A 19,521-nucleotide genomic window follows, 5' to 3' on the forward strand; every position below is an offset into this window, starting at 1 on the left:
ATTACTTTGTTTACTACTAAATTATTTGTTTTCTCGTTAAAGTATCTTTAAATAAAATTTGAAATCTTACACCAGATTGGTTGGTAATTTGCATGCTACCTTGTAGTTGCTTTACTAACCTTTCTACTAATTTTAAACCAGCACTTTTTGTGTCTTGAATTCTAAAATTATTCATAAAACCAGGTCCATTATCTTTAAATATTAACTCATAATTGTTTGTTGATTTTTTTAATAAAGAAATATAAAGGGTGTTATTTTGCTGTTTTTTAAAGGCATGTTTAAAAGAATTGATAACTAATTCATTTAAAATTAGGGCTAAAGGAATTGCTGTATCTACATCAAAATAAATTTCGTTAACATTAATTTCTAAACTTAAATTATCTTCGTACTTGTATAAGAAAGTGAGTTCTTGAACCAATAAATGTATAAATTCATCAAATTTAATTAAATCAGATTGACTTGCATATAATTTCTGATGGATTAAAGACATCGATTTTATTCTACTTTTTCCTTTTTCTAAAAGCTCAATTACTTTTTCATCTTGAATTTCTTCTGTTTGCAACTCTAATAAACTAGTAATTAATTGAAAATTATTTTTAACACGATGGTGCATTTCTTTAATCAGTAACTCTTTTTCTTCTAAAGATTTTTTTACCAATTTATTGGTTTTAGAAAGTTCTGCTGATTGTTTTTTAAGTTTTCTAACAACAAAAAATGCAATTAAAAATAAAGCAAAACATAGAGAAGCAATAATTAAGTATAAGTTGGTTTTTTCTTTTTCTAAAATAATTTCTTGTTCTTTAATTTTTACTGCCTGTTCTGTTTTAAAAGTTGCCAATGATTCAGAGAGTTCTTGAGAATATATTTTTCTCGTAATTTCTATAGCACTATGTTTGTAATCTAAAGCTTCTTTATAGTAATTATGTGATGCTAATGCAAGTGCACAACTATTAATTAAACCAAAATAATCGTTTAAATTTAAGCCTTTACCTAATTCTTCAAATTTCTGAACCAACTCTAAAACATTATTAACTTTAAACTTAGAGAGTATTTTTTGTTTTAATTCCGCATCTGGACTAACTGTAGATATTAATTGCGCATACAAAGAATAAGAATAAATTCTAGAATGTGAATTGTACAACTCTTCCATTAACAGTAATACTTTTTCATCATACCCTCCTTTAAAAATATACGCATTTATAAGATCTGTTATTGTGCTGTAGTAAAACTGACTTTTCTCTGGTAGCTTTTTTTCAAGCTCAAGAATATCTTCACATGTTTTTATATACTCATTTAATTTTTGCTCTTTAACATAAAAAGGCAAATAGTAATTTAAAAAAATAATTTCTAACTCAACATCTTTTTGTTCTCTAGCAATATCGATACATTTTTGCGCAAGTGCTTTACCCTCTTCAATTTCATTTTCAATAAAATACATTACAATTGGGTGGGTTTGTAATTTGGTGTTAGCCCATAAAAAATTGTTATTTTTTTTTGTGAAGTTTGCTACATAGCTTTCTAGCTTACCCTGTTCTAGTAATGCTAAATCTAAAAGTGCTTTATCTCTTAATTGGGTAATTAAAGTCCATTTAATATTAAAAAAGTCCTTATTTAAAGTGGTATAATTTTGTGGTTCTTTAATTTTTTTATTAATAAAACTAGCAACCTCTACAAAGTCTATATTTTGTCTTTTTGATAAGTTTAATAAAAATTCATAATAATCTGAATACGACAGATTATCTTCTAAAATTATTTTTTTTAGAAGGCTTTTATCGTCTCCATCTTCTAGCTTATTTACATAATAAACAGCAGAATCTTTTTGAGAATTTAAAATAAATTCTTCTGTTTTCTGATAATTTTTATTGGTTTGGGCATAAAAATTGAAAGAAATTAAGCAAATGATAAAGTATAAAAGAAGTTTCATAAGAGGGGTTTCATATAAAGGGATTCATAATTTCATATAAAACTAACTAAAGATTTTAATATATCTTAAAAAAAAGCATAAAAAAACTCAAACAATTTAATGTTTGAGTTTATTTTATAGATTAAGCTAATTGCTTATGCTTCGAATGGAGTTACAGAAACATACGATCTGTTATCTCTTTTCTTTTCGAATTCTACAATACCATCAACCTTTGCATGTAAAGTATGATCTTTACCCATGTAAACGTTTTCTCCTGGATTGTGATTTGTACCTCTTTGACGAACAATAATATTTCCTGCAATTGCAGCTTGCCCACCAAATATTTTTACACCTAGTCGTTTCGATTCTGATTCTCTACCATTCTTCGAACTACCTACTCCTTTTTTATGTGCCATTGTATTATGGTTTTAAAATTGAAATTTTTATTTAGTTAGCGCTTCAATTAATTCTGCTTTCTTTAAAGAAGTATATCCAGAGATACCTTGTTCTTTAGCAACAGCTTTTAATTCTGCAACAGTCATAGAACTATAATCTGTTGTTGCTTCTTCACTTACCACAGCTTTAGGAGCCTCTTCTTTAGCAGGAGCCGCTTCTTTTTTTGCTGATTTTTTAGCACCAGTAGCAGCAATAGACTCTATCTGAATCTCGCTTAAATACTGTCTGTGTCCATTTTTCTTTTTGTATCCTTTTCTTCTTTTCTTTTTGAAAACGATAACTTTATCACCTTTTAAGTGACCTAGAATTTGAGCTGTTACTGAAGCTCCTTCTATAGCTGGGGCGCCAATAGATACTTTACCATCATCATCTAATAAAAGAACATTATCAAAAGTTACTTTTGATCCTTCTTCTCCTTGTAAACGATGAACGTATACCTTTTGGTCTTTTGCTACTTTAAATTGCTGCCCTGCTATCTCTACGATTGCGTACATACTATTAATTTTGCGTATTTATACTAATTAATGCATTTTAACTTCTTGAAAATGCGGATGCAAATATACATTTTTTTTAAAACTTATCAACATGTACGCTAATAAATTAATCTTATGGCAGTTATTGTTATATTCCTATTATTTTAACTGTTATTTTAACATTAGCTTCATTATTTTTGATATTTCTAAATTGGCTATGATTTTTCTGTTACAAAACAGATAAGTTTGCGTCAAACAAAAAAAATTAATTAAAAATTAAATAAAAATCAATGAAGAAAAGTATTTTATCTCTTGCTTCTGCTATGCTACTTGCCTTTACAGCAAATGCACAAAAAGTAGAGTTTGAAGAGTACGATTTAAGTAATGGATTGCATGTAATTTTACATCAAGATAGTTCTGCTCCTTTAGTAACTGTTGAAGTAATGTATCACGTAGGTGCAAAAGATGAAGTAGATGGTAAAACTGGTATGGCTCATTTTTATGAACATTTATTGTTTACTGGAACCAAGAATATTCCAAGAGGTAAATGGAGCGAAATTCAATCTGCAAGAGGAGGTTCTGGAAATGCAAGCACAGATTGGGATAGAACAAATTATTATCAAACCTACCCATCTAACGAATTAGAATTGGCCCTTTGGATGGAGTCTGAAAGATTACTGCACCCAATTATAGATCAAAAGGCTGTTGACACTCAGAATGAAGTTGTAAAAGAAGAAAAAAAACTACGTATGGATAACGCTCCTTATGGAAAAGTTATTTATGGTGATGTGTATAAACACATTTTTGATGATCATAACTATGGTAGGCCAATGATAGGCTATATTAAAGATTTAGATGCTGCTAAACTTGAAGAGTTTCAAGCTTTCTATGACAAATGGTACATGCCAAATAACGCTGTTTTGGTAGTTGCTGGAGACTTTGAAAAATCGCAAGCAAAAACTTGGATTAAAAATTATTTTGAACCTATCCCTAAAAGATCGGCTCCTGAAAGAAATAAAATTGTAGAAAAGGAAAGAACAGCAGAAAAAAGAGTTAAAGAATACGATGCCAATATTCAATTACCTTTGGTTGGTATGGGTTTTAAAACTCCATCATTTAAAGAAAGAGATGCAAAAGTATTAGATGTAATTTCTACAATTTTAAGTAATGGTAAAAGTTCTAGACTATACAAGAAATTAGTAGATGACAAAAAGATGGCATTACAAGCATTTTCTTTTTCTAGACCTTTAGAAGATTATAGTGTGTACTTAATTGGATCAATATTATCTCAAGGAACAAATGCCGACGATTTAATTAAAGAAGTTGATGAAGAAATAGTAAAACTACAAACCGAATTAATTTCTGATGAAGATTTACAAAAAGTACGCAACAAGTTCGAGAATCAATTTGTGGCTTCAAATTCTAGCATTCGTGGTATTGCAACAACATTGGCAAGAAACTATTTATTAGCTGGTAACACCAATAGAATTAATAAAGAATTAGAAATTATTAACTCTATTACCAAAGAAGAAATTAGAGAGGTAGCTAAGAAATATTTAGCGAAAGACAGACGCGTTGTAATAGATTACTTACCAGCTTCACAAAAGAAATAATTAAATAAAAAGAAGAATAATGAAAACAAAGATATATTCAATAATAACTTTTTTATTTCTATCATTAACAGTTTCAGCACAGGTAGATAGAACTAAAATACCAGAATCTGGTCCTGCACCAAAAATTAATATTGGTAAGCCAGAAAAATTTACATTGCCAAACGGTTTACAAGTTTTGGTAGTAGAAAACCACAAACTACCAAGAGTTTCTGTAACTTTAAATATAGACAACCCACCAATTGCTAAAGGTGATAAAAAAGGTGTAGAAAGTTTTGTAGGTGGCATGTTAGGAACAGGTAGCAAAACGATTTCTAAAGAAAAATTTGATAATGAAGTAGATTATTTAGGATCAAATATTGGTTTTGGTTCAGAAAGTGCTTTTGCAAGTTCCTTGTCTAAATATTTTCCAAGAGTATTAGAATTAATGGCTGATGCCGCTTTAAACCCTGTATTTAGTCAAGAAGAATTTGATAAGCAAATGAAACAATCTCTTGATGGTATTAAAAATTCTGAAAGCAGTGTATCTGCAATTGCTGGTAGAGTAAATCGTTTACTAACCTATGGTAAAGATCATCCTTATGGAGAATTTACATCAGAAGAAACATTAAAAAATATCACTTTACAAGATGTTAAAGATTACTACAATAAAGTTTTTAAGCCAAACAATGCCTATTTAGTTGTAATTGGTGATGTAGATTTTAAAACGGTTAAAAAACAAATTACAAAATTATTCGGAGTTTGGAAAAAAGCTGATGAAGCTAGTCAAGTATTTCCTGAATTACCAGAAGTTAAAAACCCTGCTACTACAGAAATCAACTTTATTAACATGCCTAATGCTGTACAAACAGAAGTATCTGTTATTAATACTGTTGACTTAAAAATGAGCGATAAAGATTATTTTGCAGCACTATTAGCCAATCAAATTCTTGGTGGTGGCCCAACAGGAATGTTAGATAAAAATCTTCGTGAAGACAAAGGTTACACTTATGGTTCTGGCTCTGGAATAGGTTCAAGCAGATATGCAAGTAGATTTATTGCTTCTGCCTCTGTAAGAAATAGAGTAACAGACAGTGCTGTAGTTGAATTTATGAAAGAAATTAATAAGATTCGCTACAAAAAATCAAAACAAGAAGATTTAGATATTGCAAAAGCAAAATATGTAGGTAACTTTATTAAAAACGTTGAAAACCCAAGTACAATTGCTGGTTATGCGTTAAATATTTTACAAAACGACTTACCTGAAGATTATTACGAAAATTATCTTAAAAATATTAATGCAGTTACTTTAGATGATGTTCAAAATGCTGCTATTAAATATTTTAAAGCTGATAAGGCTAGAATTGTTATTACAGGGAAAGCCATAGACATTCTAGACAATCTTGAAAAAACAGATTATGTAATTAAATATTTTGATAAAAAAGGAAATCCGACTGAAAAACCAGAAATGACCATGCCAATTCCAGAAGGTGTAACTGCTGCAACTGTAGTAGATCAGTATATGGAAGCTATTGGTGGTAAGGATAAAGTTATGGAAGTTAAATCTGTAATGACAGTAGCTAATGCTACAATTCAAGGTACACCTTTGGTTATGACAACCAAAGTTGCAGCCCCTAACAAATCATCTTTAGTAGTTACAGTTATGGGTAATACAATGCAAAAAGTAATTTTTGATGGTTCTGCTGGTTATCAAGAAATGCAAGGAAGAAAAATGGATATGCAAGCTGCACAAATTGAAGAAGCAAAAGCAAGTGCACAACCATTTTCAGACATTACTTATACATCTGGAAAGTTGGATAGAATAGAGCCAATTGATGGTGATAATTTTTATGTGATAAAAAACGGAACTACAGAAATTTTCTATAATGTAAAAACAGGCTTAAAAGCTCAAGAAGTAAAAACGGTAAAAACGCCAAATGGTGAGGTAAAAGTACCGACAAAATTTAGTGATTATAAAGAAGTGAATGGAATCTTATTCCCTCACACAATAAGCACCAAATCTGGTCCAATGGATTTAAACTTCAAAGTTCAAGAAATTAAAATAAACGAAGGCGTTTCTGATGAGGATTTTAAATAAATCTTTTTAGAAAAAAGAATACCAAAAAGGGTCAAAATGTAAGTTTTGGCTCTTTTTTTTTACCGTAAATTATTTTCTACTATTTACTAAGTACACGCCTAGTAAAATAATGATTCCACCAAATAGTTGTACTAACCCAAATTTTTCACCATCAAAAAAACCCCAAAAAACAGCTACTAAAGGAATGATATAAGTTACTGAAGATGAAAAAATAGGAGTAGAAATTTGTACCAATTTATTGTACATTATTTTTGCCAAACCCGTACCAAAAACAGCTAAAATAGCTACATAACCCAAAGCTAATAAACCCTTTCTATCATAAACATAATCACTAAAAAAACCAGTAGCATATAAAACTATGATTGCAGGGATAAAAATCAATAAAAAATTACCAGTAACTATAGCTCTTGGTGGTACATCTTGCAAATACTTCTTAACCATATTCACATTTAATGCATAACCTACTGAAGCAATTAAAACCAGAATAGCATACCAATAATTTTGATTTTCATTTAAAGAAGCACCACTTAAAATTAAAATTGCACAGCCCAGCAAACCAATTAATATGCCATAAAACTGAACTTTTCGAAAAGCAAAACCAAATAATATTGCCCCAAAAATAAGTGTATTAAAAGGTGTAAAACAGTTTAAAATAGAAACTACAGCACTATCAATTTGATTTACAGAAAATGCAAACAAAAACACCGGAAAAAAGCTAGCAGCAAAAGCAGTAAATGTGATGTATTTCCAATGTTTTTTTTGAATTTTTTTTAAGGATGATGCTGATGTTGAAAATAAAAAAATTCCGGTAAAAATAATGCGTAAAGCACCCAATTGAATTGGTGTTAGGCCAATTAAAGCTTTTTTCATTAATATAAAAGAACTTCCCCAAACTAACGCTAGTAATATTAAATACAACCATTTTTGTTGTTGATTATTCATTTATGCTGTATTTATTTCAGTATCAGTTAAATTTTGTGCAAAAATGTTACAATTTTTTAGATTCGCATGTATTTATTAATAAATTTGTAGCATAACTCAATAATAGATTCTAATGAAAACAAAAAAAATACTATTTACAATAGCGATAGCATGTTTTATTGTAACAGGTTGTAAAAATGAAACACCAAAAGAAGTTAAAAAAGAAACTGTAGCTCTTGCCATTTCTGGTATGACTTGCGAAATTGGTTGTGCAAAAACCATACAATCTAAATTATCTAAAAAAGAAGGTGTTTTAGACGCTAAAGTTGTTTTTACAGATAGTATTGCCAACATTCAGTTTGATGCTAATACAACTTCTAAAAAGGACTTAATTGCTTTTGTTGATGGTATTGCTGGTGGTGAAATGTATAAAGCTTCTGAAGCTACTAAAAAAGCACATACTTGTACTGATGCATGTAAAGAAAAATGTGAAATGAAAGCAGAAAAAATGGAGTGTAAAGAAGGTTGCACTATGGCTTGTTGTAAAGACAAAAAAGCTTAACCATCAAAGTTTATAAACTAAAAAAAGCAGGCTTTTAGCCTGCTTTTTTATTGTGTAATTTTCCTTTTTCTTTATTATTTATAATTCAGCATTGATCCAAGACCAACCAGAAATTTCAACTTGAGAACCTGTATTGTAGGTACCTGTTAATGTAGCAGCAACGCTATCAATAATAACATTTGCTAAAGGTCCATCATCAGCCATATCAATGTTAGTGTCATAACCACTTAAATAAAGGTTTGTAATAGTTGCTCCAGATTGTTTTTTAAATTGTAAAGCAATACCACCAGTAGTTGAGATTGCAGTTACGTTTGTAAACATAGGATTTCCATTTTCTTTGTCTGCTTCAAAAGCAGTTGAAAAGTTATCAATGGTATGAGAAATGTAAGTATTAGTTACTGAACCATTCCAACCTTCTGTCCAGTCTACTGCATCATCTTCGTTGTTCTCTAGGTAAATATTGGTTACAGATACTGTACCTCCAAAAAATTCGATACCATCGTCTGCACCATTGATAACAGCTATATTTTCTATTGTAGTTCCTGAACCAACAGCGTATAAAGAAATACCATTATATTCAGAATTTGGATTAATAGCAGCACCAGTACCCCTAATTACTAAATTTTTGATAGAACCTGAGCTATCATCATCTGTTGTACCACCATAAACAAACCCACCGACTTCAGCCTCTGAATTTGCACCAGATGTAGTTGTCGCCTTTCCACAAATAGTTAAACCTCCCCAATCTCCAGGCTCAGCAGCTACAGAAGACATTACTACAGGATTTGATGGAGTTCCTTGAATATCTATTTCGCCATCGATTAAAACCGCTATATATACATCTACACCACCAGCTCTAGCACTTATTTTTGTACCTTCTGGAATAATTAATTTACCACCAGCTTCAACAATGTATGATGAACTTAATCTGTACTTTTTAGAACTATCTAAAGTTAATGTTGAATTTAAAGTTCCGCTTAAATCTACAACTTCTGTTAATTCTGCACTTGCCCAAGAAAAGTTTGCAACATCAACAGTAGCTGCAGCATTATAACTTAATGCAGGATCTGCAGTTAAACCATCTATGATAACGTTTGCTAATGGTCCGTCATCAGCCATATCTACAGTAACGTCATAACCAACTAAAGATAAACCTGTAATTGTAGCACCAGATTGTTTTTTAAACTGTAAAGCTGTACCACCTACAGAAGAAACAGCTGTTAGGTTTGTTAATTTAGGGTTTCCATTTTCTTTATCAGCTTCAACCACTGTAGAAAAATCTGCCTTTGTATTTACAACATAAGCGTTTGCAACTGTTCCATTCCAACCTTCTGTCCAGTCGATTGCATCATCTTCATTGTTTTCTAAATACAGATTGTTTACAGAAACTGTACCTCCAAAAAATTCAACACCATCATCAGCACCGTCAATAACTGCTAAGTTTTCAACTACTGTGCCTGATCCTACAGCGTAAAAAGAAACACCATTATACTCTGACTCTGCATTAATTGCAGCACCAGTTCCTCTAATAATTAAGTTTCTGATTATCCCTGAACTATCTCCATCTGTTGATCCTCCATAAATAAAACCACCAACTTCTGCAGTTGCATCTGCACCTGCTGTTGTAGTTGCTTTACCACATAAGGTTAAACCACCCCAATCTCCAGGAGCACCATTTGTAGAAGCCATAATTACAGGATTTCCTGTAGTACCATTTATATTAATTTTACCTCCTTGTAAAACAGCGATATAAATATCAACACCATTAGCTACTGCATTAATTTGAGTACCTGCAGGTATATTTAATGTTACGCCATCATCGATAAGAAAAGAACCACTTAATGTATAAGAAACAGAAGCATCTAAGGTAAAGTCTTCTTCTAACTTACCGTTCATTATACCGTTTTTAAGATTTTCAATTACTGGAGACTCTTCTGTGATAATTGGATCTGGATCATCACCACAACTTGTAAAAGTAAATGCTAAGATTGTAGCAAATAGAAATAAGAATTTAAAATTTTTCATTTTTTTTATTTTATTTTTTTGTTTGTTTCAGTTCCACAAAAATGATATTAATTGTTGTCTTGTTGTTTAAGTAAATATTAAGTGATTGTTAATGTTAAAAAAGAAAAAAGGCTTTTTGTTAACTCAGTGTTACGCCATAAAAAAAAACGGTTTTTAACTTTTAAGTTAAAAACCGTTTTTCTATAAATATGAAATTAATACAAGTATTTCTTTAAAAGGTGTATTTTAAATTTAACGATAACTGACTGCCTTTTTTATACTGCAAAACAGTTTCTGTTGTTGTAATACCTGTATTTAAGTTTCTAATATCTTGTGTTTGTCTTATAGAAGGATTTAATAAATTTCTTCCAATAAATCGAGCTGTTAATTTTTCTGTAATTTCTTTGCTCAATACCAAATCTAAGGTTACAAAACCTTTCTCAATAATTTCTTCATTAAATAAAGTATCACTACTTGCAAAACTCTCTGGGCTACCTAATGCAAATATTTTGTCTGATGAATAGTTTCCAGATAATGTAGCTATAAATTCTCTTTCTTTTTTATTACTGTAAGAAAGTGAAGAATTTAAAATAAAGTCTGATGCCCCTTGTAATGAAGATTCAGTTTTATTATTGTATTGAAAATTAGTTAATAAATCTTGTGTTAACCACATTTGTGTAACATTACCTGTTAAGCTCATTAGGTTTTCTTCATCATCGTTTTGTAAAAACCCTACTCTACCTTCTACTTCAATTCCAAAAATGTTTGCTTCATCTCCAGTGTTATTAAATTGAAAGATACCTGCAGAACCTCTTGCTTGTGCTAAGTTGATAGGGTCTTCAATTTTTTTATAAAATGTTGTTACAGAAAACAATTCTTCTCTACTTGGGTAAAACTCCCATTTTAAATCAACATTGTAAACGTTAGATCTTTCTATGTCTGGATTACCTTTCGTTACCCTACCTGTTGGAGATACATACTCAAAAGGTGCAAACTCCTTAAATTCTGGCAAGGTTTGTGAAATACTTGTTGCAAAACGAACAAAATTTCTATCATTTAACTCGTATTTTAAGTTAATACTTGGGTTGATGTTGTTATAGTCTCTATTTAAAGAACCTGTTCTTCCTTGAAAGTTAGCAACATCCCATTCTACATAAATTTCATCTCTTTCATATCGTACACCTACATTACCTGTAAATTTATTAAATTGAAAATCGAAATCCGCAAAACCAGCAACTGCATTAAAAGTACCATTATACCTATCTAAAGGTCTTTCTACCAATCGTAAACCATTGTTAAATGCTGTTGATGTAAATGTTGAAGAAAACTCATCTACACTTGGTACTTGAAAACCATCTGCATCTACCCCAATAAAAAGAGATCTAAAGTTTCTTTCTTTATGCCTATAGTTTACACCAAAATTAAGTTTGTAAGGTAAATTGTCATCTTCATTTGCTTCACCTAAAGACCAACTGTCTTTTATATATGCATTGATTTCGTTATCCTCAATTTTTTGGCTTGATTTTCTTTGTTGAAATGCACTGTTATTTGCATATTGAACTGTTGTAGGGTTTAAAATGCTAACTTCATTTCTAATTCTATTAGGTTCTTCAGCTAAAATAAAGTTGAAACCTACTGCCCATTTTAAAGTGTTATTTTCAAACAAATTATGCTCTCCTAAAACTTGATTTACAAACATTAAAGTTTGTTTAAAGTTTTGGTCTCTTACAAATGCGCCATCTTCTTCTGGCTCTTGTTCAAAAACAAAACCATTTCCATTTCTTCCTTGTTCATATAAATAGTCTATGCTTTTTGCTACAAATAAAGAGTTGAATTTAATTTTATGGTCATCACTTAATTTTAAACCAAGGTTAGCATAAGCAGTTGTATTTACGTTAGAGCTAAAGATTTCTACATCGTCAAAAATTTGTTCTACGATATTTGCTCTTGCAATTTTAAATAATCCGTTTTGATAATTAAATGACTTTGAATGTGAAGCCGTTGCAAAAACTGATAATTCTTTACCAAAAACATCAAATTTTGTGCCTCCAGATAATGAAATATTAAAATTTAAAGGTGTACTTTGACTTCTAGTATCCCAACCTTGTCTTGTAATTAAATCTTGAACCGCAAATTGCTTTTGATGAAATCCCATAGTTACATCATCTGTAATAATGGTTCTTCTAAAATCACCAAACTGTCCCATTACATTTGTATTAGATCCCCCTGAAACACCAATTGAAAACTCTTTTCTTCTATATCCTTTGGTTTCTACATTTACATTACCTGAAGCTTGATCTAAATAATTAGAAGTGGCATAAGTTTTACTGATACCAACGTTCTCTATAATACTTGTTGGAAATAAACTTAAGTTGATATTTTTATTATCAACATTGTCAGAGGGTATTGGTAAACCATTCATTGTAGTAGATAAATACCTATCTCCTAAACCTCTTACATAAATATCTCCTGTTCCTTCACTTTTGGTAACACCTGATATTTTTGTTGTTGCATTAGAAGCATTAGACACCCCTGTTTTGGATAATCTTTCAGCACCAATACTTTCAACAATTACTGTTGCTTTCTTTTGTTTTAATAATAATGCAGATTCTTTTTCTTTGCTTGTGGTTGTTTTTATAACAACATCATCTAAAGCAACACCTTCTTCTGCAGACATTAATTGATTAATGGCTACTGTTTCTCCTGCTTTAATCGTAAATGTTTTTTCGATTGTCTTATATCCTAAGAAACTAAAAACAACAGTATGTGTTCCTGCAGGAACAGCAAATGAGTACAAACCATCAAAATCTGTAGTTGCACCAATAGTAGTGCCTTTAATAAGTACGTTTGCAAACGGTAAAGGTTCGTTATTGGTTTCTTTATCGGTTAACAAACCTGTTAATTTACCTTTATCTTGTGCCATTAAAAATTGGCTTAATGCGAAAAAAGTAATCAATAAAAATTTTTTCATTTTATGTATGTTATTTACTGGTGCAAAAGTCCGTTTGTTTTGTAAAGTCTATGTTAGTTGTAAATTATGGTTGAGTTAATTAGTTGTTAAATTAGTGTTATCAAAATCAATCTTTAAATCGTAATTTGTTGCTAGTGAATAAAAATAAAAATGATACTTTTACTTGCGAATTTTTGGGCAAAATTTCATAACATTAAGATAACACTATCAATATGCTGTGTATTTAACTTTGCTTTTTTAAATTGAAGACCAAAAAATGGAAGATCCATATATTTTAATGCTAATTGCATTGGCTGTTTTAGCAATTGTAGATTTAGTTGTTGGTGTAAGTAATGATGCTGTAAATTTTTTAAACTCTGCCATTGGCTCTAAAGCTATTTCTGTTAGAAATATCATGATTATTGCTAGTGTTGGTGTATTCTTTGGTGCAGTTTCTTCTAGTGGTATGATGGAAGTAGCACGAAAAGGTATTTTTAACCCAAGTATGTTTGTATTTCAAGATGTAATGTACATCTTTATGGCGGTTATGATTACCGATATTTTGTTGTTAGATGTGTTTAACTCTTTAGGGATGCCAACCTCTACAACTGTTTCTATTGTTTTTGAATTGTTAGGTTCTGCAGTGGTAATTGCGTTGATAAAAATTACGCAAAATGATACTCAAAGTTTATCTGCAATTTGGCAATATATCAACTACAGTACAGCATCAAATATTATTTTAGGAATTTTATTATCGGTAGTTGTTGCTTTTACTGTTGGGGCAATTGTTCAGTATTTTTCACGTATAATTTACTCTTTTAATTTTGAAAGTAGACCAGCTTATATCAATTCTTTATTTGGTGGTTTTGCTATAACAGCAATTACCTATTTTATCATTATAAAAGGTTTAAAAGGCACTCAGTTTTATGGAAGTTTACAGGGGTATTTAGAGGGAAACACTTTAGAAATTATTGGTATTAGTTTTATCGTTTGGACCATTTTTTCCCATTTAATAACCAAAATTTTTAAACTAAATATTTTAGTGCTCATTATTGGTGTTGGTACCTTTTCTTTAGCCATGGCATTTGCTGGTAACGATTTGGTAAACTTTATTGGTGTACCAATTGCAGCATTAAATTCTTATGAGGCTTGGAGTAAAGCTTTTAATATTTCTGGAACCTCACCAGAATTATTTTCAATGGGTAGCTTAGCAAAAAAAGTACCCTCTAACATTTGGCTATTGTTATTGGCTGGTGCAATTATGGTGATTACACTTTGGACATCTAGCAAGGCACAAAATGTTATAAAAACAGGTATTGATTTATCTAGACAAGGAGAAGGACACGAAAAATTTCAACCCAACAATTTATCTCGAGTTGTGGTTCGTTTTGCGATGTTTTTAAATAAAGGGATCAACCTTTTGATTCCTAATAAAACACAAAATTTTATAAATGAAAAGTTTGAAAAACCCGTAGTTAGATTACCAAAAGACAAGACTTTTGAAATGCCTGCCTTTGATTTGGTTAGAGCTTCTGTAAACCTAATTATGGCCAGCGTACTAATTTCTATTGCAACTTCTATGAAATTACCATTATCTACAACTTATGTTACTTTTATGGTAGCTATGGGTACTTCTTTAGCAGATAGAGCCTGGGGTCGTGAAAGTGCAGTGTACAGAGTTGCTGGTGTTTTAAATGTGATTGGTGGTTGGTTTTTAACGGCAATTATTGCCTTTGTAGCTGCTGGTATTGTTGCTTATTTAATAGATTTAAGTATTGCATTTATTCCTATTTTATTGTTATTAGTTGCTTTTTTAATTACAAAAAATTCTATTGCGCATAGAAATAAAACAAAAGAAATAAAGCGAAAAACCCATATTGAAAGATCTGAATTAATTACCATTAATGGCGTAATTGAAGAAAGTGCTGATCATATTTCTGGTGTTGCAAGTAGAATAAGCAAGCTTTACACCAATGTAGTTAATGACTTGGCAAATCATGATTTAAACAAACTACGAAAAACTGACAAACACGTAGAAAAGTTAAATAATGAAATTGATGATTTAAAAGATAATGTATTTTATTTTATTAAATCATTAGACGAAACCTCAGTTCAAGCCAGTCGTTTTTATATTATGGTTTTGGGCTATTTACAAGATTCAGCACAATCTATAAGTTACATATCAAGAGCTAGTTTTAAACACGTAAACAACAATCACAAAAATTTAAAAAAGGGACAACTAAAAGATTTAAAAGCAATAAATAACGAGCTTTCTCAAATTCTTGACAATGTTAGTGATGTTTTTAAATCTCGTGGTTTTGATGATTTAAATTCTATTTTGTTTGATAAAAGAGTGCTTTTAGAAAACGTTTCAAAATCTGTAGAAAAGCAAGTAGCAAGAATTAGAACAGATGAAACGAGCCCGAAAAACTCAACCTTATATTTTAGTATTTTACTTGAAACAAAAGATTTAATGAAGGCTTTAATGAACTTACTAGAAACTTATGAAGAGTTTTATCTGAGTACTAAATAAAAGTTTTTCAGCTTTTAAGTTTTAAAACCAAAAGCCTAAATTAAATACCCAAAAGTCTTGTTGCCTTCCTGGAGACCAAGTATACTTTAGTTCTATTGGGCCAATTAAACTATTGTAGCTATAACCTAAAGCATACCCAGACTTAATGTCTTTAAATATTTCTATATCTTTAAAAACATTACTATCTAGTCTTGCATAATTGGCAATAAATGTTGCATAATGGTTTTCTGCAACAGCATATCTAAACAAAAACTCTGATTTTACAAAAGAATCTCCAGATAATTCTGCAAAATCGTATCCGTATAAAGAAACAAAAGTATTTATATAGTTTTGGTTATATCCTCCTAAATAAAAATCGAAAACATCAGAACCTGCAGTGTTTATTGTGAATCCTGCTTCATTTGTAATTTTAAGCGTTAATTTATCAAAAAAAGTGGTGGCAAAACCCAACGTTCCTTGGGTTTGGGCAAAACTTTTAAACGTTTCATTATGGCTATTAGCCTTTAAATACCATTTAAAATTTAAATCGGCAAAATACCCTTTAGTAACAAAATGCTTTTTATTGTAGGTGTCTAATTTTAAATAGCCAAACACATTAAAATAGTTGCTATTGTCTATAATTGTTTTTTCACCATTTACAATAATGGTTTCTGTAGTTGCTTTTAAAAACTTGTGCTCTGCCCCTACACCTAAAGCAAACTTTCTATCGAAAGTAGTTTGAAAAAAGAGTTGGTTTGTGATATCTGTATATCGTAAATCTATACTACTAATAGTACTATACTGAGAGGTTATAGGGTTAAATTTAGAATTTGCTCTAAAGTGATTGTATCTAGACTTAAAACCATAACTGATATAAAAACCGTTATCTACAAAATAGTTTAAATTGTATCGAAGATTATCGCCCAACACAACATCTAAAGAAAATAGGTCGTTATTTGTTAGTACATGTTTTTGATTGTAATTTACCAAAACTCCAGATTTGTATAATAAATCATAGTGAGCACCAACACTTACGTATGCGTTTTCATTGCCTTCTTTTACAGTAAAGTTTAAATGATAAGAACTATCTTTTTGGCTTAGTAATTTATAGGTTATTCTGTCATAATTTTTAGTTGCAGATAAAAGGTTTATTCGCCTCGATATTTCTTGTCTAGTAATACTATCTCCTTCTCTAATTTTTAGCTTTCCTAACACAAAAGCCCTTGTATAATCTTTAGAGTCATTTAGATTTATTTTAGATATGTATCTTTTATTTGTATTGATACTTACAAGCGTTTTCTTGTTTTTAGTTTTTTGCTTATCTGCAAGTTCTTTAAAAACTTTAGTATATTTTTTTGCTTCATTTTTACCTTTTTCTAAAATTTCATCCTTTTTATCAAAATCTACAACACTAAACTTATAAATATCTGGGTGTATGTAAACATCTAGTTTCTCTTTTTCCTTTTTGCTTGTATCATAAATTTGATAGCTCAAAATTTGATTTAAAATTTCAATTGCAGAGGTTAGTTTTTCTTTTTCAAACAATCTACCCTCAACATCAACACCAATTATAAAATCCATACCTTTTGCTTTCATTATAGAAACCGGAAAGTTGTTGGCAATACCACCATCTAAAAGTAGTTTATCATCTATATTTACAGGGTTTAGTAATGTTGGAAAAGAGCCACTTGCTCTTAATGCTATGGGTAGTGAGCCTTTTTCTAACAACACTTCACTACCTGTTTCTACATCTGTAGCCAAGCAAAAAAAAGGTATGGGAAGTTTAGAAAAATCGTTGATGTTTTCGGTAGCATCTAATAATTCAAACAATAAATTTAAAATATTTTGTCCTTTAGATACTCCTTTTGGTAAACCAACTTTACCTTTTGAAACGGGCAAGGTAATTTTAGTTTTTTCTAAGTATTCTTTTTCAAAAAAAGGGGCAGAACTTCTGGGTAATTTATCTCTTAAAAGATTTACAAAATCAGTTTTTTTTACAATCTCTTCAATTTGAATGGCAGAATAACCAGCAGCATACAAACCCCCAACAATGGCGCCCATACTTGTACCACCAATGTAATTTAACTGAATACCTGCTTTATCTATTTCTTTTAAAACACCTATATGTGCAAAACCTTTTGCTCCACCACCACTTAACACCAAACCAATTTTGGGTTGCTTTTGCTGCGCCAACATCAGAGCTGGAAATACGAGTGATAAAAGCAAGAGTTTAGTTTTCATTTTCTTTTTTTGGATGATAAAATTGATGCACCTTTATGGCTCTTGCATTACCAATAACTTCTTTTAAATCATTAAACGAAGCTTCTTTAACACGTTTAGCCGATTTAAATTTACGCAATAAAGTGGTAATAGTTTGCTTTCCAACGTTAGGAATTTGTTCTAATTCTGATTGTATGGCACTTTTACTACGTTTGTTTCTATGAAATGTAATCCCGAATCTGTGGGCTTCGTTTCTTAAAAACTGGGTAATTTTTAAGGTTTCTGATTTTTTATCTAAATATAAAGGTATTGGATCATCTGGATAATAAATTTCTTCCAAACGTTTTGCAATACCAATAATGGCAATTTTTCCTCGTAAACCTAAAATTTCTAAACTTTTTACAGCAGATGAAAGTTGCCCTTTACCACCATCAATAATAATTAATTGAGGCAGAGATTCACCTTCTGCAAGTAAGCGTTTGTATCTTCTATACACTACCTCTTCCATAGATGCAAAATCATCTGGACCAACAACTGTTTTTATGTTATAATGTCTGTATTCTTTTTTGCTTGGCTTGCCATCTCTAAACACCACACAAGCAGCCACAGGGTTTGTACCTTGAATATTAGAGTTGTCAAAACACTCAATATGTCTAGGTTCTTCATGCAAACGCAAATCTTTTTTCATTTGTGCCATTAAGCGTTTTACATGTCGATCTGGGTCTACAATTTTTATCTGTTTAAACTGTTCTTGTCTGTAATATTTTGCATTGCGTTCTGAGAGTTCTACAATTCGTTTTTTATCACCTAATTTAGGGATGGTTACTTTTATATTTTCACCAATAGCCACCTTAAAAGGCACATATATTTCTGGAGATTGTGAATGGAAACGTTGCCTAATTTCTACAATAAAAAGTTCTAATAATTCTTGATCTGTTTCGTCTAGCTTTTTCTTAATTTCTGTAGTATGCGATTGAATGATTGAACCGTTAGAAATTTTTAAGAAATTTGCATATCCATGGGTTTCATCAGAAATAATACTAAACACATCTACATTACTTATAGCAGGGTTTACAATAGTACTTTTTGCTTGATAACTGCTTAATCTATCTAATTTTTCTTTAATTTTTTGTGCTTTTTCAAACTCCATTTTTGCAGCAAAATCATGCATCAATTTGGTTAAACGATCTACACTTTCTTTAAAATTACCTTTGATAATGTTTCGAATTTCTTTGATAGATTCGTTGTAATGCGATTCTGTTTCTAAAGCCTCGCAAGCTCCTTTACAATTTTTTAAATGATATTCTAAACACACTTTATATTTGCCTTCGCTTATTTTTTGGGGACTTAAATCGTAATTACATGTGCGTAAAGCATATACATCTTTTATAACCTCTAAAAGTACTCTTACAGTTCTAACCGAAGTATAAGGACCATAATATTCAGAACCATCTTTTATAACTCTGCGTGTTAAAAAAATTCGTGGAAAACGTTCTTTTTTTATGCATAACCAAGGGTAAGTTTTATCATCTTTTAATAAAACATTGTAACGTGGTTTGTACTTTTTGATTAAATTATTTTCTAGTAAAAGTGCATCTGTTTCTGTATTTACAACAATGTGTTTTATACGTACAATATTTTTTACAAGTACTCGGGTTTTACCACTATCGTGTGTTTTTGTAAAATAAGAACTTACTCTTTTCTTTAAATTTTTAGCTTTTCCAACATAAATAATCTTGTCTTCCTTATCAAAATATTGATATACTCCAGGAGCATTGGGTAAGGTTTGTATTTGAAGTTCTAAAGATGCAGACATACTCAAAAGTACTTATT

General features: G+C 30.4%; 12 protein-coding genes. 4 read left to right on the forward strand and 8 right to left on the reverse strand.

Annotated features, from left to right (window positions below):
* Positions 1 to 16 precede the first annotated feature (16 nt).
* From ACTG3V_RS03610 to rplU, 3 genes are all read right to left on the reverse strand, one after another.
* Positions 17 to 1,924, reverse strand: coding sequence for a sensor histidine kinase (locus ACTG3V_RS03610; protein ID WP_439130770.1), 1,908 nt, complete (start codon positions 1,922 to 1,924; stop codon positions 17 to 19).
* A 134-nt stretch (positions 1,925 to 2,058) separates the two neighbouring features.
* Positions 2,059 to 2,319 carry a 50S ribosomal protein L27 gene (rpmA, locus tag ACTG3V_RS03615; RefSeq protein WP_439130771.1) on the reverse strand — a complete coding sequence of 87 codons (261 nt, stop codon included), beginning with the start codon at positions 2,317 to 2,319 and terminating at the stop codon, positions 2,059 to 2,061.
* 27 nt (positions 2,320 to 2,346) lie between these two features.
* Positions 2,347 to 2,853, reverse strand: coding sequence for a 50S ribosomal protein L21 (gene rplU, locus ACTG3V_RS03620; RefSeq protein ID WP_439130772.1), 507 nt, complete (start codon positions 2,851 to 2,853; stop codon positions 2,347 to 2,349).
* A gap of 269 nt (positions 2,854 to 3,122) precedes the next feature.
* Between rplU and ACTG3V_RS03625 the strand changes: the two genes are divergently transcribed.
* Together ACTG3V_RS03625 and ACTG3V_RS03630 are read left to right on the forward strand one after the other, a co-directional pair.
* Positions 3,123 to 4,445, forward strand: coding sequence for a M16 family metallopeptidase (locus ACTG3V_RS03625; protein ID WP_439130773.1), 1,323 nt, complete (start codon positions 3,123 to 3,125; stop codon positions 4,443 to 4,445).
* 19 nt (positions 4,446 to 4,464) lie between these two features.
* Positions 4,465 to 6,519: a M16 family metallopeptidase gene (locus ACTG3V_RS03630; protein WP_439130774.1), complete on the forward strand. Its 2,055-nt coding sequence runs from the start codon at positions 4,465 to 4,467 to the stop codon at positions 6,517 to 6,519.
* Between the two features lie 69 nt (positions 6,520 to 6,588).
* Here the strand turns inward: ACTG3V_RS03630 and ACTG3V_RS03635 are convergent, their stop codons facing one another.
* Positions 6,589 to 7,461: a DMT family transporter gene (locus ACTG3V_RS03635; RefSeq protein ID WP_439130775.1), complete on the reverse strand. Its 873-nt coding sequence runs from the start codon at positions 7,459 to 7,461 to the stop codon at positions 6,589 to 6,591.
* 112 nt (positions 7,462 to 7,573) lie between these two features.
* On the opposite strand from ACTG3V_RS03635, the gene ACTG3V_RS03640 reads away from it, so the two are divergent.
* Positions 7,574 to 8,002 carry a cation transporter gene (locus ACTG3V_RS03640; protein WP_439130776.1) on the forward strand — a complete coding sequence of 143 codons (429 nt, stop codon included), beginning with the start codon at positions 7,574 to 7,576 and terminating at the stop codon, positions 8,000 to 8,002.
* Between the two features lie 78 nt (positions 8,003 to 8,080).
* On the opposite strand, the gene ACTG3V_RS03645 is transcribed toward ACTG3V_RS03640, so the two are convergent.
* Together ACTG3V_RS03645 and ACTG3V_RS03650 are read right to left on the reverse strand one after the other, a co-directional pair.
* Positions 8,081 to 10,027, reverse strand: coding sequence for a hypothetical protein (locus ACTG3V_RS03645; RefSeq protein WP_439130777.1), 1,947 nt, complete (start codon positions 10,025 to 10,027; stop codon positions 8,081 to 8,083).
* A 211-nt stretch (positions 10,028 to 10,238) separates the two neighbouring features.
* Positions 10,239 to 12,977, reverse strand: a complete 2,739-nt coding sequence (locus ACTG3V_RS03650; RefSeq protein WP_439130778.1) for a carboxypeptidase-like regulatory domain-containing protein — start codon at positions 12,975 to 12,977, stop codon at positions 10,239 to 10,241.
* 256 nt (positions 12,978 to 13,233) lie between these two features.
* On the opposite strand from ACTG3V_RS03650, the gene ACTG3V_RS03655 reads away from it, so the two are divergent.
* Positions 13,234 to 15,489, forward strand: coding sequence for an inorganic phosphate transporter (locus ACTG3V_RS03655; RefSeq protein ID WP_439130779.1), 2,256 nt, complete (start codon positions 13,234 to 13,236; stop codon positions 15,487 to 15,489).
* A gap of 21 nt (positions 15,490 to 15,510) precedes the next feature.
* On the opposite strand, the gene ACTG3V_RS03660 is transcribed toward ACTG3V_RS03655, so the two are convergent.
* Together ACTG3V_RS03660 and uvrC are read right to left on the reverse strand one after the other, a co-directional pair.
* The gene (locus ACTG3V_RS03660; protein WP_439130780.1) at positions 15,511 to 17,709 is read right to left on the reverse strand and encodes a patatin-like phospholipase family protein; all 2,199 of its coding nucleotides are present in this window, start codon (positions 17,707 to 17,709) and stop codon (positions 15,511 to 15,513) included.
* Positions 17,699 to 19,504 carry an excinuclease ABC subunit UvrC gene (uvrC, locus tag ACTG3V_RS03665; RefSeq protein WP_439130858.1) on the reverse strand — a complete coding sequence of 602 codons (1,806 nt, stop codon included), beginning with the start codon at positions 19,502 to 19,504 and terminating at the stop codon, positions 17,699 to 17,701. The genes ACTG3V_RS03660 and uvrC overlap by 11 nt, the downstream gene beginning before the upstream one ends.
* Positions 19,505 to 19,521: the final 17 nt, after the last annotated feature.

This window comes from Polaribacter sp., from assembly GCF_965660385.1.
GTDB lineage: Bacteria > Bacteroidota > Bacteroidia > Flavobacteriales > Flavobacteriaceae > Polaribacter.